Annotated in this window: 15 protein-coding genes, 1 tRNA gene and 1 pseudogene; 6 read left to right on the forward strand and 11 right to left on the reverse strand. The window is 66.1% G+C overall.

Annotated elements, in window-relative coordinates:
* Positions 1-124: 124 nt before the first annotated feature.
* Positions 125-197 (forward strand) — tRNA-Ala (locus ACWFRF_RS16720).
* 222 nt (positions 198-419) lie between these two features.
* On the opposite strand, the gene ACWFRF_RS16725 is transcribed toward ACWFRF_RS16720, so the two are convergent.
* The 4 genes from ACWFRF_RS16725 to ACWFRF_RS16740 form a co-directional block, all read right to left on the reverse strand.
* Complete coding sequence (locus ACWFRF_RS16725) at positions 420-611, reverse strand: hypothetical protein (RefSeq protein ID WP_452450749.1); 192 nt, start codon at positions 609-611, stop codon at positions 420-422.
* Complete coding sequence (locus ACWFRF_RS16730; RefSeq protein ID WP_452450988.1) at positions 608-871, reverse strand: type II toxin-antitoxin system prevent-host-death family antitoxin; 264 nt, start codon at positions 869-871, stop codon at positions 608-610. Before ACWFRF_RS16730 ends, ACWFRF_RS16725 begins: the two co-directional genes overlap by 4 nt.
* Entirely contained in the window at positions 813-1,298 is a 486-nt protein-coding gene (locus tag ACWFRF_RS16735; protein WP_379314499.1) for a nuclear transport factor 2 family protein, read from the reverse strand. The genes ACWFRF_RS16730 and ACWFRF_RS16735 overlap by 59 nt, the downstream gene beginning before the upstream one ends.
* Before the next feature lie 150 nt (positions 1,299-1,448).
* Positions 1,449-1,922, reverse strand: coding sequence for a Zn-ribbon domain-containing OB-fold protein (locus ACWFRF_RS16740; RefSeq protein WP_452450752.1), 474 nt, complete (start codon positions 1,920-1,922; stop codon positions 1,449-1,451).
* Positions 1,923-2,096: 174 nt separating this feature from the next.
* On the opposite strand from ACWFRF_RS16740, the gene ACWFRF_RS16745 reads away from it, so the two are divergent.
* Both ACWFRF_RS16745 and ACWFRF_RS16750 read left to right on the forward strand, forming a co-directional pair.
* Positions 2,097-4,412 carry an ATP-binding protein gene (locus tag ACWFRF_RS16745; RefSeq protein ID WP_452450754.1) on the forward strand — a complete coding sequence of 772 codons (2,316 nt, stop codon included), beginning with the start codon at positions 2,097-2,099 and terminating at the stop codon, positions 4,410-4,412.
* Between the two features lie 214 nt (positions 4,413-4,626).
* Positions 4,627-5,643, forward strand: coding sequence for a fatty acid desaturase family protein (locus ACWFRF_RS16750; protein ID WP_378991421.1), 1,017 nt, complete (start codon positions 4,627-4,629; stop codon positions 5,641-5,643).
* Between the two features lie 3 nt (positions 5,644-5,646).
* On the opposite strand, the gene ACWFRF_RS16755 is transcribed toward ACWFRF_RS16750, so the two are convergent.
* Entirely contained in the window at positions 5,647-6,165 is a 519-nt protein-coding gene (locus ACWFRF_RS16755) for a winged helix-turn-helix transcriptional regulator (protein ID WP_379318078.1), read from the reverse strand.
* Between the two features lie 60 nt (positions 6,166-6,225).
* On the opposite strand from ACWFRF_RS16755, the gene ACWFRF_RS16760 reads away from it, so the two are divergent.
* Both ACWFRF_RS16760 and ACWFRF_RS16765 read left to right on the forward strand, forming a co-directional pair.
* Complete coding sequence (locus tag ACWFRF_RS16760) at positions 6,226-6,870, forward strand: dihydrofolate reductase family protein (RefSeq protein ID WP_452450756.1); 645 nt, start codon at positions 6,226-6,228, stop codon at positions 6,868-6,870.
* 37 nt (positions 6,871-6,907) lie between these two features.
* A complete protein-coding gene (locus tag ACWFRF_RS16765; protein ID WP_452450758.1) occupies positions 6,908-7,597 on the forward strand; it encodes a class I SAM-dependent methyltransferase in 690 nt (229 codons plus the stop codon).
* 68 nt (positions 7,598-7,665) lie between these two features.
* Here the strand turns inward: ACWFRF_RS16765 and ACWFRF_RS16770 are convergent.
* The 6 genes and pseudogenes from ACWFRF_RS16770 to ACWFRF_RS16795 all read right to left on the reverse strand — a co-directional run.
* Positions 7,666-7,803, reverse strand: a pseudogene (locus ACWFRF_RS16770) (DUF4352 domain-containing protein); the annotation flags it as partial.
* Positions 7,804-7,843: 40 nt separating this feature from the next.
* Positions 7,844-9,334, reverse strand: coding sequence for a DUF4246 domain-containing protein (locus ACWFRF_RS16775; RefSeq protein WP_452450759.1), 1,491 nt, complete (start codon positions 9,332-9,334; stop codon positions 7,844-7,846).
* Between the two features lie 77 nt (positions 9,335-9,411).
* Positions 9,412-11,931: a polynucleotide kinase-phosphatase gene (locus tag ACWFRF_RS16780; RefSeq protein ID WP_452450761.1), complete on the reverse strand. Its 2,520-nt coding sequence runs from the start codon at positions 11,929-11,931 to the stop codon at positions 9,412-9,414.
* Positions 11,932-13,329: a 3' terminal RNA ribose 2'-O-methyltransferase Hen1 gene (locus ACWFRF_RS16785; RefSeq protein ID WP_452450763.1), complete on the reverse strand. Its 1,398-nt coding sequence runs from the start codon at positions 13,327-13,329 to the stop codon at positions 11,932-11,934.
* Between the two features lie 48 nt (positions 13,330-13,377).
* Positions 13,378-14,712 carry a permease prefix domain 1-containing protein gene (locus ACWFRF_RS16790; protein ID WP_452450990.1) on the reverse strand — a complete coding sequence of 445 codons (1,335 nt, stop codon included), beginning with the start codon at positions 14,710-14,712 and terminating at the stop codon, positions 13,378-13,380.
* Positions 14,712-15,068, reverse strand: a complete 357-nt coding sequence (locus ACWFRF_RS16795) for a PadR family transcriptional regulator (protein ID WP_378991431.1) — start codon at positions 15,066-15,068, stop codon at positions 14,712-14,714. Before ACWFRF_RS16795 ends, ACWFRF_RS16790 begins: the two co-directional genes overlap by 1 nt.
* A gap of 175 nt (positions 15,069-15,243) precedes the next feature.
* Between ACWFRF_RS16795 and ACWFRF_RS16800 the strand changes: the two genes are divergently transcribed.
* Complete coding sequence (locus tag ACWFRF_RS16800) at positions 15,244-15,951, forward strand: LppP/LprE family lipoprotein (protein ID WP_452450765.1); 708 nt, start codon at positions 15,244-15,246, stop codon at positions 15,949-15,951.
* The last annotated feature ends 8 nt before the right edge of the window (positions 15,952-15,959 follow it).

Below are 15,959 nucleotides of genomic sequence, written 5' to 3' on the forward strand. Positions count from 1 at the left end.
CCGGCCACTGCACCCCCGCCCGTAACCCCACATTTTCGCCGTCTACCAGCCGATTTGTTCTCTCTCAGACGCATGGTGTAACTTCATTCAGGCAGCAGCGAGAGCCGCTGAAACAACTGAACACGGGGCTATGGCGCAGCTGGTAGCGCACCACACTGGCAGTGTGGGGGTCAGGGGTTCGAGTCCCCTTAGCTCCACTCACAACAAAAGGTCCGGCTTTCGAGCCGGACCTTTTGTTCGTTTCGTGGCCTGCAACCGGCGGGTGTGCATCGGGGAGCTGGATGGCGCCTGTGCCTGAAGCTGGGAAGGTGGCGTAGCGATCGGTTCGCCTGACTCGCAGCGCACATTGATCCAGTTCGGTTGCAGCGCAATCTTGATCCCGGCTCTGATCGCGGAGCGGAGCGGTGGGGACTGGATCGTCAGGCGAGACTCCAAGGGTTGATAACAGGTACGCCCATCGGCTCGAAGTCTTTGACGTTGCGAGTCACTACGGTCATACCGTGCTCGTCCGCCGTGGCCGCGATCATCGCATCGCGCTCGGGCCGTGAGTCGGGGACGTATAACCGTGCTGGCGACTCGCTGATGACGTTGGTGTCGAGGAGGGAAGTCACAGTTCGGCGACCCTCAGATCCACCTGCAGCGGCGCCGGTTCGAACTCGATCTCGTCGTCCATGCTCAGCCGGGAAACGAGGTCCTGGCTGTCGGCCTTCAGTCGCAGGTACTTGTCGATAGACAAGAGCACGAAAGCGTCCTCGCCCCGATCTGTGATCACGACAGGCCCTTCGGCCGCAAAGTCGATATCGGCTCGGTCTTCAATCCAGCACCGTCGCCGGGTCGCCTCCGGTGATGGTTCGGTAGTCGTCGATCCGATGGCCGGTCCGCCAGGGGCGTGCCGCGCCCGATACCCACCAGCGCCGCCACAGCGACGGGTGTTTCAGAACGATGGGCAGCACCGGTAGGGGGTCGAAGTAGTTCATTCGCTGGATCGCCTTGCCGTCGCGAAGGATCATGCGGTCGACGTTCGGCCATTCGATGCGGTGGCGTCCTACGTGCGCCAGCAACCGGAACTCGATGAAGACCACGTCGTCGTCGCCGCGCCATCGGTCGACGTGCGCCCGGAGGTCGGGGAGGAATCGCCAGATCTGTGCGAACTCTCGTTGCGCCGCGGCTATGCCGTGCATCGGTGGGGACAGCGGCTGGGTCAGCACCACGTCCGGATGCAGAATCTCGGGGATTCGATCGACGGACGGCCGATCCCAGAAGTCGATGAAGTTCGCAACGAACTGTTCAGCGGACATGCGGCGTCCTCTCGTCATCGTGACGATAGCGAACTGACGCGATGCTCCGCGACCACCCTGAGTCGGATCTGTATTTCCGGTGAATGCGTCACGTTCTTGTTCCGAGCTGTGGCCGCAGGTCAGTACACCACGGTCCGGCCGTTCCGCCGCTCAGACACTGATACGGCAGGCGGCCCGGCGCTGATCGTCCGACATCGGCCGACCGGCGCTCACGGCGAAGACCGGGAACCTGTCGTCCCAGGAACACGACTGAAATTGCACACGCACCGGGCAGTTCTGCAGCGGCGGGAGCCCGCCTTCGATGGATGTGTAGACCCACGGCCCCTCGTCGAGTTCGACAATGGCGATCGTCAACGGTCGTACGCCGCGCATTCCGGTCGCGGCGCGATCCACGACCCGACAGGACACGATCGAACCGGCGCCCGCCGACGGCAGCCATTCGAGGCTGCCGGAGATGCAGGACGAGCAGCCGACAGTCACCGCCGCGAACAGCGTGGAGCAGCAGGTGCACCGGCGAATCATCAACACGTCTTCCACGTGCTGCATGTCGTTGTCGCCGGCCGTATCGCTGTCGACTGGATCGGGTGGGTGCATCGGACCTCCGGGAATGGTGCTGACCGTCACTTCAGCGTCCACCGAGCACGGCGTCACGGGGACGGTCGATATACCCGTTTTTCGGAAATCGGGCTACTTCTGCAGCCGGCGTCCGGGAGGTTGCGGTGGTGTGGCGGTGCCGTGGTCTACACGGCGTAACCTGGCGTTCTGGACCATTCCGCCATCGAATGCGAGGCATGTCGGATGCCGCCAACCAGTCAGGGCGCGCTGGGAAATCTCCCCGCGGAATTGACTCAATTCGTCGGCCGAGGACGCGAGATCGTCGAGGTCAGACAGTTGTTGTCCGAGGCGCGGCTGGTGACGTTGACCGGTATCGGCGGGGTAGGCAAGACCCGGTTGGCGATCCGGGCGGCCGAGGAGGTGCGCCGAGCGTTCGACGACGGGGTCTGGCTCGTCGAGTTCGAAAAGGTTCGCGAACCGGACCTGGTGGCCGGGGCCGCAGTGTCCGCACTGAGACTGGTGGGGCGGACAGCCCAGACACCGCAGGAACTGCTCGTCGATTTCGTCGCCACGCGCCATCTGCTCCTGGTGCTCGACAACTGCGAGCACCTGGTGGACACGATCGCCTCGCTGGCCGAATCGCTGCTGCGTGCTGCGCCTCGATTGCACATCCTCGCGACCAGCCGGGAGCCGCTCGGCATCGGTGGGGAGGTGGTGGTCCCGGTGCCGCCGCTGTCGGTTCCCGGGGCGGAGGGGTCGCCGAGCTTACGCGCGATGTTGCGGTGTGACGCGATCGCGCTGTTCGTCGACCGCGCGCGCTCGGCCGTCCCCGGATTCGAGCTGACCGAAGACAGCAAGATCACCGTCGCCCGCATATGCCGACGACTCGAGGGCCTGCCGCTGCCCATCGAGTTGACCGCGGCCCGGCTGCGGTCGATGTCACCGGAGCAGATCCTGCAACGGCTCACCGATCGATATCGACTGCTCACCGGTGGCGGTCGCGCGACGCCGACCCGTCAACAGACGCTGCGCCAGTGCGTCGATTGGAGCTACGACCTGCTGACCGACCGTGAGCGAGAGCTGTGGGCGCGGGTGACGGTGTTCGCGGGCGGCTTCGAATTGGATGCCGCAGAGGCGATCTGCGGTGCCGGACTCGATCCCGGCGAGGTACTCGACCTGGTGGGATCGCTGGTGGACAAGTCGGTCCTGATCCGTGCGAGCCGCGGTGACGGCGGCGTCCGGTACCGGATGCTCGAAACGCTGCGTGAGTACGGCCGGGAACGGTTGCGCGGTAGCGGTGACGAGAAGGAATTGCAGCGCCGCCACCGGGACTGGTTCGAACGCTTGGCGTTGCGGGCGTACACCGAATGGGCGGGGCCGAAGCAGCTGGAATGGATCGATCGGCTGCACCGGGAACAGCCGAATCTGCGTGAGGCGATGGAGTTCTGCCTGGCCGAGCCCGACGAGGCGGAATCGGCCGAACGGATCGCGGTTGCCCTCTACGAGTTCTGGGTCGCGCGGCAGCGGGTCAGCGAGGCCCGATATTGGCTCGGTCGGGTGTTGGAGAGAACGAGCGGGGCCACGTTGGCACACATCGCGGCACTGTGCGCGGACACAGTGCTGGCCGCGATGCAGACAGACATCCAGTCCGGGTCCGAGCGAATCGAACAGGCGCGTTCGTCGGCCGAGGGCAGCGATGACGAGTTGTTGTGCGCGTATGTCGACGGCGCACATGGCTTGCTGTCGTTGTTCTCCGGCGATCTCACCGATGCGAGGACACGGCTCGCGCGGGCAGTGCCGGTGTTCGAGGCGTCCGGTGATGTCTTGCATCAGGTATCGAGCTTGCTCGGCCTCGGCGTCGCGTGCGGTCTGCTGCAGGAAACGGACCTCGCCACGGCGTGCAACGAGCAGGCGCTGGCGCTCGCCACAGCGCACGGCGAGTCGGTCTACCGGTCCTACGCGGTCGCGCAGCTCGCCTTTGCCACGGTCGAGCGCGGTGACCTCGAGCGCGGATCGGTGCTGGTCAAGGAGAGTCTGCGGGTTTCCTGGATGATCGAGGATTGGCCGGGCGTCGCGAGCTGTCTGGCAACCCTGGCCTTTGTCGCGGCTGCACAGCGCCGGGCGCAGCGGGCTGCTGTGCTCGTCGGGGCGGCCATGGCGGTCGGCGAATCCGTGGGCAGCCAGGCGGTCAGTATTCTCGAGATGTTCGGCCACCACACCCAGGCGCAGCAGGACGCCACTCGCGCGCTCGGCCCGCGCGCCTTCGAGGCGGCGATGCGCCAGGGCCACGATCTCGATATCGACGCGGTGCTCGCCTACGCCCTCGAGGAGGATTCGTCCGCGGCGGCGGAGGTTCCTGCCGCGGTGGACGTACTCACCCGCCGCGAGAAGCAGATAGCCGAACTCATCGCGCAGGGCCTGACCAACCGGGCCATCGCGGAGAAGCTCGTTATCTCGCAGCGCACTGCGGCGGGGCATGTCGAGCACATCCTGAGCAAACTGCACTGCGCGACTCGCGCGCAGGTCGCGGCGTGGGTGGTCGCTCACCATCGAGAGTAGGCATCAATGGCGATCCGGTCGGATCGAGTGACCATCGCGGCAACGCGGATCTCGGGTGCGATGGCGCGAGGACCGGCGACATGGTCTGCCAGGTGATGGTGTCGTTGTTCGGGCCGGGTAGCAGGACGACCGGATTCGGGTGGCGGCACGGCCAGTCGTCGCCGATCTGCAACCCGTTCACCCGGACGTGGCCTGCATGCGCCATGCTTGTGGCGTGGTTATCGCGTCTGATGTCGTTCCCGTGCGTGGCAGTGAGTACTCGGTCCTGTTGCGTCGCGTCCGGGCGGCGGACCTGCTCGACCGGCAAGTGGGGTATTACGGGTGGAAGAGCGCGCTGACCGCAGTCGCCTTCGTGGCTGGTTGGGTGGCATTTTTCGCCATCGGTGACTCGTGGTGGACGCTGGCGGTGGGGGTGTTCCTGGCCGCGGTGTTCTCGCAGATCGCGTTCCTCGGCCACGATGCCGGGCACAAGCAGATCTTCGCCGGGCGTCGGGCCAACTACCTGTACGGGCTGATCGCGGGCAATCTCGCCATCGGGCTGAGCATCGGGTGGTGGACCAGCAACCACAACCGTCATCACGCCCACCCCAATACCGAGGGCATGGACCCGGACGCGATGGGTGTGCTCGCGTTCTCCGGTGATCGTGCGCGCGCCGGAACAGGTTGGCGACGGTTCATTTTCCGCTACCAGGCGTGGCTGTTCTTCCCGCTGCTGCTCCTGGAAGGCGGCAGCCTGCATTGGAAGAGCATCGTCGCGGTGTTCCGCTGGCCGATCCCGAACCGTATCTGGGAGGGCGCGCTACTGGCTGCGCACTTCATCGGCTTGCTCTCGGCCGCGTTCCTGGTGCTGTCGCCGGGTAAAGCGTTGGTGTTCATCGCCGTTCAGCAGGGTCTGTTCGGTCTGTACATGGGTTCCACCTTCGCGCCCAACCACAAGGGCATGGAAGTTCTGCCGGACGGCGACAACACCGACTTCCTGCGTCGCCAGGTGCTCACCTCGCGCAATGTGCGCGGCAGCTTCCTCGTCGACACCGCGATGGGTGGGCTGAACTACCAGATCGAGCACCACCTGTTCCCGTCGATGCCGCGCGCCAACCTGCGCCGTGCCCAGCCGATGGTCGCCCAGTTCTGCGCCGAGATCGATGTTCCCTACTGCGAGACCGGCCTGTTCGAGTCGTACCGCCAGGCGATGACCCACCTGAACGAAGTCGGCCGCCAAGCGGCCCGCTGACGCTTACTCGCCGGCCGCCGCGAGGTAGGCGGCGGTGAGTTCTGCGAGCACCCCGTCGTCGGGAAGCGGCGCGCCACGCAGATGGGTGGCGCGCAGTTCATCCATGAAGCGCTCCCACATAGGGGGCCCGCCCGCGGCGAGTAACTCCGCGCGCACCGTCAGCTCCGGCGCCGTGTGCAACCATCGCGCGCCCCACGCGCCCAGTGCGGCCAGCACCGGAACGAGCTGAATCGCGGCCTCGGTGAGGTGGTATTCGACCTTCTGCCGGTGACTGGGGTCGTCGTCGCGCGTGAGCAGACCTGCGCCGACGAGTTTGGCGAGCCGTGCGGCCAGGATGTTCGAGGCGATGCCCTCGATGGACCCGGTGAGTAGTTCCCGGAAGTGCGTGTGCCCGCCGAACATGATGTCGCGCAGGATGATCAGGCTCCAGCGGTCGCCGAGGAGCTCGACCGTGAGGTTGATCGGGCAGCCCGACTTGCCCGGCGGCACCGGCAACTTCTCCTGGGCAACTGGTTGCGACATAGGATCAGTCTAGGATACGTTCGTCACTGCTTGCACATTGCAATCAGAAAGGGCACCTCGATGGCTCAGATGGTCCGCGTTCAGAACTTCAGCATTTCCAGCGACGGGTACGGCGCGGGGGAGGGGCAGAGTCTGGAACGCCCCTTCGGTCACGCCGAACCCTCTGACCTCATGTTTTGGGCCGGCGCCACCGCGCACTGGCCCAATCGGACCGAACCCGGTGGTACCTACGGCCTCGACGACTACATCACGCGCGACTACGCCTTCAACATCGGCGCGGAAATCATGGGCCGCAACAAGTTCGGCCCACAGCGTGGACCGTGGGAGAACTACGACTGGCAGGGCTGGTGGGGCGACAACCCGCCGTTCCGCACTCCGGTTTTCGTCCTCACCCACCACGAGCGCCCGTCGTTCACCCTGGCCGACACCACTTTCCACTTCATCGATGCCGCCCCGAAGGACGCGCTCGCGCAGGCTCTGGATGCCGCCGACGGCAAGGATGTACGCATCGGCGGCGGTGTCGCCACGGTCCGCGAATTCCTCGCCGCCGACCTCATCGACGCCATGCACATCGTCGTCGCACCGGTGGAAATCGGTGCGGGCGAACGCCTGTGGGAAAGCCCCGACGAATACGACGACCGCTTCCACCACGAGCAGGTCCCCAGCCCCAGCGGAGTCGTCCACCACTTCTTCTGGCGTCGGTGAAGTATCGCGTGACCTGCGCGGCAGCGATAATTGTGTGGTGCCAACAGATCCCGTCCTGCTCGACGACCTGACGCTGGAACAGTCCTCGGTAGTCGCGAACAACGCGATGAACCGCGGCCGAGGACTGTCCGGTGTGAACAGCTACGCCCGCGAACTCGGATTCGACCCCTACGAGGTACTCGCCGAGCGCTTGCGCGCCGACCCCACCGCCCGGGTCACGTGGATCGACGTCTGCTGCGGCTCCGGTCGGGCCCTGCTCGAAGCGGAGGAACGATTCGACCGCGAATTCCCGACCGCCGACGTCACCATCATCGGCCTCGACCTCGTCGACTTCTTCTTGAACAAACCCCGCACCCCACGCCTGCGCCTGCTCACCACCTCGGCGACAACCTGGACCCCGCCTCGCGAAGCCGACCTCGTGACCTGCGTGCACGGCCTGCACTACATCGGCGACAAACTGGCTCTCATCGAGACGATGGCGAGCTGGCTCACCCCCGATGGTCTCTTCGCCGCCGACTTCGATCCAGCTGAGATCCGCCGCGCCAACGGTTCACCGATAACCGAGGCGGTCGTCGAAACCCTCAGAGCGGCGGGCCTGACATACAACCGTCGCCAGATCCACGGCCACGGACGACCTCGGTTCACCGCCTTCTACCTTGGCGCCGACCCGACGTCAGGTCCCGGCTACACCGGCCAACCATCGGTCGTCTCGTACTACGACTGGTGATTGCCGTCGAAATCCGTTGTCGCTCAACTCGAGTGCCGACAGAGACGAGATGACTACGGTCCAGCAGTTCAGCGAAGCGCGACCTCGGCGCCACCAGAGAATGCGGAGTCGTGCAGTTCGAGTGTGGTCGGCACGGTTCCGGCGGGTACGTCGAAGACCACGACCACCTGTATCGAGTTTCCCGGGTTGATATCCGACATCATGGCGGTGCGTCGTTGACATTGATTCCCTCACCATGCGTCGAGATCAGTGTTCGCAGAGGGAGAATTCGCGTTCGTAGAGCTCGTTGTTGTGTTCGTCGACGAAGAACTTGCGCTCTCGCATCAGTTCCGCGCGGAAGGCGTCGGCCTGTGCCGCTGTCATCGTCGATGTCGGGGACCAGGGTTGTTGGGGTGGGACGTCGGAGGTCGAGACGATGGTTATCGAAGGGTCGACCAGGAAGAAGGCCAGGATCTTGCGGTGGCCGGGTCGGGTCGGGTCCTGGAGCCGGAACGGTGCGACGCGATGCTGGAGGATGTTCGGGAACGCTACGCAGCGACCGGCTTGGGCCTTGACCGATCCCAGGTCTTGGTTGAGCGCGTCCTCGTCGGCGAGACCGAAGACCTCGCGCATCCCGGTTTCGTCGTTCTGGTCGTATTCCGGGTCGTCGATCGCCGCGCGGAAACCGAGCCGGCTGTCGGTGATGTTCTCGTTGTCCCAGTAGTAGATTCCGGTGACGACGATGCTTTCGTTGAGCATTGCTTCGACGTGCCACGAACCGCCCGGATATTCCGGCTTCTCGGGGGTGAGGTAGATGTTGGCGAGTTTTACGATGACCTGCAACCTGCGCCCGGTGAGGTCGACGCGGTCGCTGTCGTCGACGGGTGTGGGCGGCTGAAAAGTGGGGGCGTCGGGGATGGCCGGTCGGCGGTTTTCCCACCATTCGTCCCAGGCGGCGTCGAAGGCTTCCTGGGCTTCGTCGCTCTCATCGGTCGGCTCGGTGGGTTCGGAGTCTTCGTACCAGGTGAAGGGGTTGACGTCGATCCGCACCGGTCGTGGTCGGCGCAGGTCGGTCAGCACATTGGCCAGCAGCGGGAGCATGCGGGCGAACAGTTCCGGCAAGACGGATTCGAGTGCGTGATGGCGAGCCGGGTCGACGTTGTTGACGTAGGAACGGAAGGCGACGTCGCCGGCATCGGTGACATCGACATCGGTGGGCAGCCATTGGAATTTCGGCGAGTACGCGTACTTGGCATCCTTGTTCGCCGGGCTGGGCCATGGTGCGTCATCGGACCGGCTGACGCCGCGAACCAGGCAGTACAGCGAGGGATGGACAAGATTGCGCACCTGCCCGTTCGAGCCGGGATGCCAATCTTGTTCTGCCGCTGGAACCTCCTCGATCACCCGAGCCGCCGCGCGCAGACGATCCCGTAGTGTGTCGTCGATCAGGGTGTCCGATTGCCACACCCCGTCGACAGCGGACACCTCGATTCCGGTCTCCTCGTCGCGTATTCCGGCGTAATGCGCGAGTTCATCGAGCACATAGCGGATTTGAGCTTCCGTCATCCCGGTCTCGGCGGCCTCCCGGGTCCATCGGGCGACGATGCCGGCGTCCTGCATTTTCTGATGCCACTGCGATTTCTCCCGAACGGCGGCGCTCAATCGCATCATCTCCAGCTCGCGCACTGTTCTGACCGGTGCGACAGCCACCAGATGAGCGGCACGAAAGGGCAACGGAAACGGGGCGAGCTGAGTCAATTCTCTATTCTCTCAACAGTTCTGGCGAGTCGCACGGTGCGAATACCGGAGACGACACTATTTGACCGCCGAAAAGCTCAGAGGCGGGGGTCGGTCGGCACGGATTCCATGGCCAGGATGGCGAAGACCAATTCGTGGACGCGCCACAGCGGTTCGCCCGCGGCGACGGCGTCCAGGGCCGCCAGGCCGAGCGTGTGTTCGCGCAGGGCAAGGGTGCGTTTGCGGCTGAGGGTGCGGTCGCGGAGACGGGTGAGGTGTTCGGGGGTGGTGTAGTCGGGGCCGTAGATGATGCGGAGGTATTCGCGACCTCGGCATTTGATGCCGGGCTGGACGAGTTTGCCCTTGCTGCGATGGGTGAGGCCGGCGTAGGACTTGATGACCATGCCTTCACCGCCTGCCGCGGTCATCTCGAGCCACCAGGTGGTGGCGTCGGCTTCGGCGGCAGGGTCGGACAGGTCGACGATTCGGCGGCCGGTGGGGCGGAAGGTCACGGGGTCGGCCGCAACGAGTCGGTCGCTGATGTCGAGGTGCCAGCCGTGGTCGCGGTCGGCGTAGCCGGCGCCTTCGGAGGCAAGGAGGGCGAACGGGGCGATCTGTACTCCGTCGAGTCCTGTTGTCGGCCAGCAGTATCGGCGGTAGGCGGTGGTGAAGCTGTCCGCGTTCTCGGCGCGGGCGGCGGTGCGGGCACGCAGTTCGCCGAGGTCGAGCCCACGGGCCAGTCCGGCGTCGAGTGCCGCGACCGCGGCGGGCAGCGCCGACCGTGCGGCGGCGCCTGCGGCCGCGTACTGGGTGCGGATCAGCCCCGCGGCCTTGGCGGACCAGGGCAGCAGTTCACAGTCCAGGAGCAGCCAGTCCGAGTCGAGTTCGTCGAAAAGTGGTGCGGCCGCTGCGCGGACGCGATCCAGGAGCGCCTCGGTGAGGGCCGGATCGTTGAAGAACGACCGGCCGGTGCGGGTGTAGATCGCACCGGAGCAGCCGTCACCGACCCCGAAACGGGCCGCTGCTTTGTCACGGCACACGAGCACCACGGCCCGCGACCCCATGTGCTTCTCCTCGCACACCACCTTGCCCACGCCCGCCGCGCGATAGTCGGCGAACGCCTCGGTGGGATATTCGAGATACCCCTCGACGGTCGACGTCGACGGCGGGGACATGGTCGGCGGCAACCACAGCAACAGCCGAGGATCGATCGCGAACCGGCTCATCACCTCCAGCGCGGCCGCCGAGTTCTCGGCATCGACGATCACCGTGCCGTGCTCGGTGCGGATGTGCCTGCGCCCGGTGACATCGGCGAGGTCGAGCGTCTCGTTGTCGCGCGCGGATTCGGCCTCGGCGAGTGGCCGGATCGGCTCGTAGTACATCCGCTCGGCCTGCACCGCGACGAACGTCTTCTCGGGGTAGCGCAGCGCCGTCAGCTCGCCGCCGAACACCGCACCGGTGTCGAGACACACGGTGTTGTTGATCCACTCCACCTTCGGCGTCGGTACGTGCCCGTAGACGACCATCGCCGCACCGCGATAGTCCCGCGCCCACGGATAGCGCACCGGCAAGCCGTATTCGTCTGTCTCCCCGGTGGATTCGCCGTAGAGACAGAAGTCGCGAACCCGCCCGGACGCACGACCGTGGTACGCCTGCTTCAGTCCGGCGTGCGCGACCACGAGCCGCCCACCGTCCAACCGCAGGTGGCTCACGAGGTCGTGGATCCACTGCGCCGCGGACTCGATGAACTCCGGTGTCTCGCTGCCCAATTGCTCGAGCGTCTCGGCGAGGCCGTGGGACACCGTCACGTTCTTGCCCCGCAATTTCTTGAGCAGCTTCTGCTCGTGATTGCCCGGCACGCACAGCGCGTGTCCGCTCGCGGTCATGCCCATCACCAACCGCAGCACCCCCGGTGAATCGGGCCCGCGGTCGACGAGGTCACCGACGAAGACCGCCTGACGTCCCTCCGGGTGGGTGGCATCGACAGCATGCCCGGCTTCGTCGCGAACCAGCGTCCATCCGAGTTCGCCCAGCAGCGTTTCCAATTCGGCCCGGCAGCCGTGCACATCGCCGATGATGTCGAACGGCCCCGTGAGCTCACGCCGGTCGTTCCACGCCTTCTCGTAGGTGATCGTCACTTCGGCCGGATCGCTGACGACGTGCACCTTGCGAAAACCCTCGCGACCGAGCTCGCGCAGGGAACGCCGCAGGTCCTGACTCTGCCGCTTCAGCACATTGCGCCCGAAGTCGCGATCGGTGCGCCCCTGGGTACGTTCCCACGCCACAGCTTCGGGCGTATCGAGGACGATCGCGACCGGCAGCACGTCGAAAGACCGCGCCAGCGCGACCAATTCGGCCCGCGCGTGCTTCTGCACATTGGTGGCGTCGATGACGACGCGTCGACCGGCACGCAGCCGGATCCCGGCGATGTGGCCGAGCGCGTCGAAGGCGTCCTTCGTCGCGGACTGATCGTTCTCGTCGTCGGCCACCATGCCGCGGAAGAAGTCCGACGACAGCACCTCGGTGGGCTTGAAGTGCTCGCGGGCGAAGGTGGATTTGCCGGAACCGGAGATACCCACGAGGGCGATGAGCGACAGCTCGGGGAGGTCGATGTTCATTTACGCGGCCTTCCGGAAAAGCGCGAGCTGGGTGGGGGAGCCGGTCTGCGGGTCGTGGTCGCCGACCGGGCGGATGTCGACGACGTAGCCGAAGGTCTCGGCGACGCGGGCACACCAGGCGGCGAATTCCGCACGGGTCCACTCGAATCGGTGATCGTCGTGACGGTGACCGTCGAGGGTCTCGTAGTGCACGTTGTATTCCACGTTCGGCGTCGTCACGATCACCGCGCCGGGCGCGGCGTGCCCGAAGACGGCACGTTCGAGCGCGGGCAACCGGGACTCGTCGACGTGTTCGATCACCTCCATGAGCACCGCCGCGTCGAAGCCGCGCAGCCGGTTGTCGTGGTAGGTCAGCGCGGATTGGATCAGGGTGATCCTGGCTCGCTGCCGGTCCGACATCCGGTCGAACTTCAAGCGGCGCTCCGCCATCGAGAGTGCGGCGCTCGAGACATCGGCGCCGACGATCTCGGTGAACCGGGGCTCGGCTTGCAGCGCGAGAAGCAAAGCGCCTGGGCCACAACCGAGATCGAGGACGCGCGTTGCGCCGGTGTCGGCGAGCGCGGCGAGCACCGCCTCTGTGCGGAGCTTCACCAAAGGTGTGCGGCGCTCGGCGGCTTCGACGCGTTCGACCGCGTCCCGGGGGATTTCGGCATCGTCGACCACCTCGTCCGCCGAGCGCAGGCGTTCCAGGGCGGACAGCATGAGTGTCCGTCGTCCAGCCAGATAGCGTCGCGCGATCAGTTCGTGGTCGGGGTGGGCGCCGAGCCAGCCCTCGCCCGCGCGCAGCAGTTTGTCGACCTCGTCGGCGTCCACCCAGTAGTGCTTGGCGTCATCGAGCACCGGCAACAGCACGTAGAGGTGGTTCAGTGCCTCTGCCAGCCGCAGCGTCCCGGTCAAACGCAGGTGGGTGTACGGCGACGGGCCCCATTCCGGGAACTCCGGATCGAGCGGCACCGAGGTGGTCGACACCGTCCAACCCAGCGGCGCGAACAGCCTCTCGACGATCTCGGTCCCACCACGGCACGGCACGGCGGGGACTTCGATCTCCAACGGAATCGCCGTCTCCGCCAGCTCTTGACGGTCCCGGCTCGTGCCGTTCAGCGCCGACCGGAACACCTTGCCCAACGCCACCGACAGCAGGCTCGACGCCACATACGGACGGTCGTTCACATAGCGCCCGAGTGCGGACCCGTTGTGCCCCTTGCTCGGTCGCGCCAACTCCACCGGATCGACCTCGAGCAGCAGGGCCACGGTGCAGCGATCGACATCGGCCTGTGGATAGAAGACGTGTGCCGTGCCGCCGGTGGTCGTGAACGACTGCACGCGGTCGGGATGTTTGACCACGAGGTATCCGAGGTCGGTCGCCGGCGTGTGAGTCGTGGAGATCGTCAAGAGCACTTGATGATCGTGTCACGGACCGCCAGTAATTTTCGCCGAGTCCGGAGATCATCGGAAGTCGAACGAGGGCGGGATGGCGACGATCACGGCGGCCGCCCACACTCCGTAGACGGGCAGGTAGTCGGTCTGCCAACGCTCGAGAGCGGCGAAGGTCTTCCTGCCGCGCACGAAGCCGAGCCCGAGGTGGCCCGACCACACGAGGTTCACCAGCAACACCACGTTCAGTCCGAGCGCGACCACCTTGTTGGGGGTGGAGCCGAACTCGGCGATCCGGGTCAGCATGGCGGCCAGCATCGTCGCGTCGACGACCAGCGCGGTGAACACCAGCACCAGCTGCAGGCGGTCGAAGAAGCCGGGTGGGGTCAGCGGATCGCGGGCGGAGATCGTGTAGAGGAGCAGGCCCACGACCAAGACGAGGATCAGGTCCATCAGGATGAGCAGATCGCGGTCGATCGCGGTCAGGCTGCGGGTGGTCGCGAGGGCGGCGAGCAGCGCGAACAGCATGACGATGGTGAGCGGGGTGAAGACCCGGGTGAGCACCGGCGCGATGTTCTCCACGACGTTCTGTTTGGCCTCGACCAGCCAGGCGGCGACGATCACCGCGCCCGCGGCGCCGAAGGGCAGCACCCAGTCCTCGATCACCGGCTCGATGTCGAGATCGAGGGTCCCGAAGGCGCCGACCGTCAGTCCGATCAGTACGCCGCCGCCGAGCGCCAGCAAGGTCAGGTAGACGAACCACTCCCCGGTGAACCGGATGAAGTCCATTCGCCGCCGCCCGGATCGCCAGTCGCCGCCCGTGTAGGCGAAACCGACCACCAGCCACAGCAGGATCGGCGCGTGGATCGCGGCGATGATCTCGGTCGCCCCTTCGGGCTCGAACGGATACAGGTTCAGCACGAGTGCGGTGAGCACGACGGGCGCGAGCAGCACGGCGCCGACCCGCGCGGAAACCTGGCGCTTCCACGCGAAATATCCTGCGAGGAACGGCAAGACGAGCAGGCTGATGTTGCGGCCCAGGGCGGGACCCTCCAGCCAGGTGAAGCCCGCCTTGACCGTGACCGCCGCCCCCGCCGCGAGCGCGAGAACCACCATCAGCTCTCGATTTCCCGCACCGCCCTCGGACTGCTCCGGCACCAGAACGAGCTGCTTCCACAGCCTTTCGGAATGCTCGAGCGCGAACTCCCGGGAGATCGCGTCCATGCTGCCCATCCGTTTCACCGCGACGAGGAATGCCTCCTCGCCCGACAGGCCCGCGGTTTGCAAGGTCGAGATCTGTTCGCGCAGATGGTCTTCCATCTCGTCGACGTCGGCGACCGAAATCGCACGATGACGCTGGACGTACCCACGCCACTGGTCGATATGGGCCTGCAATTCGGTCTCCATCACGCCCACCCCTTCTCGACCGGCTGGGTGGCGCTGCGCCAGACCTGGTCCAGCGCCTCGGCGACCACACTCCACTGGGCTTGTCGTTCGGCGAGCGCCGCCCGGCCCGACTCGGTGATCAGGTAGTGCTTGCGGCGGCGTCCGCCCTCGGACACCCGCCACGTCGACGACACGTGCCCGAGCCGTTCCAGCCGGTGCAGCAGCGGGTACAGCATCCCGTCGGTCCACTGCATCCGCCCGTGGGAGAGCTGGTTGACCTGCTCGAGGATGGCGTAGCCGTACGACTCGCCCTCGGCCAGAATCCCGAGCACCAGCGGCGTCGCCGAGGCCGCCACCAGGTCTTTGTCTATCCGCATCGCACTCCTATACCTAGAAGATCTAGGTAACAACCTAGCAGATCTAGGTATATGGGTGTGGATGTCGCACCCTAGGGTGAGGATTCCGTTGAATCGCCTAACGACCGTGTCGGGGGCCCCGATGAAGTCTGCATGTACGCGCTACAGCGCGTAGGGGACACAGAATCGAGGAACCATGAAGAACGCAGTTCGAATGGGCGCGCTCATCGCCGTCGCCGCGGCACTGGTCACAGGCTGCACCGACGAGAGTGGTTCAGGGACAACCACATCGACCTCCCGCGCGACGGCCGCTTCGTCGACCTCCCGCGCGCCCGCGCCGGGTACCCAGGCCCCGGGGTCGCCCGCGGCCGAGAAGACCGCCGCCCCCCAGCCCGGCGCCACCATCGCGCCGGAGCCCGAAACACCGCCGGTCACACAAGCTCCCACGCTGATCCCGGCTCCCGACACCACCTCTCCCGCCCCCGCTGACAACATCAGTGGACCGGGTCGCTGCATAGACCCGGCCTCGACCGGTGTGCAGAACGCCCTCGCGAGCCTCGAGGGAAGCTGGGTCGCCGGACAGGCTTCGAGTGATCAGCCGGGTAGCTGTGGGCAGCTGTTGTATGTGCGCGCCATCGGCGGCAACTCCGCGGGTGCGCCGATCCACCTCTTGTTCTTCCGCAACGGAAAGTACTTGGGCACGGGCACTTCTGAGCCGTATGCCTTCACCACCGTCGTCGGATCGAGCAACAACGCGGTCACCGTCGACTACCGCTGGCTCGCCGGTGACGAACCCTTTGCCGCGCCGCAGGGCGGTCCGGCGACGATCACCTATTCGTGGAACGGTTCGAAGGTGGTGATGGGCGGCACGCTGCCGACCGAAGTCACCCAGCCGCACCGCTGATCCGATCT

The organism is Nocardia sp. NPDC055165 (genome assembly GCF_053606985.1).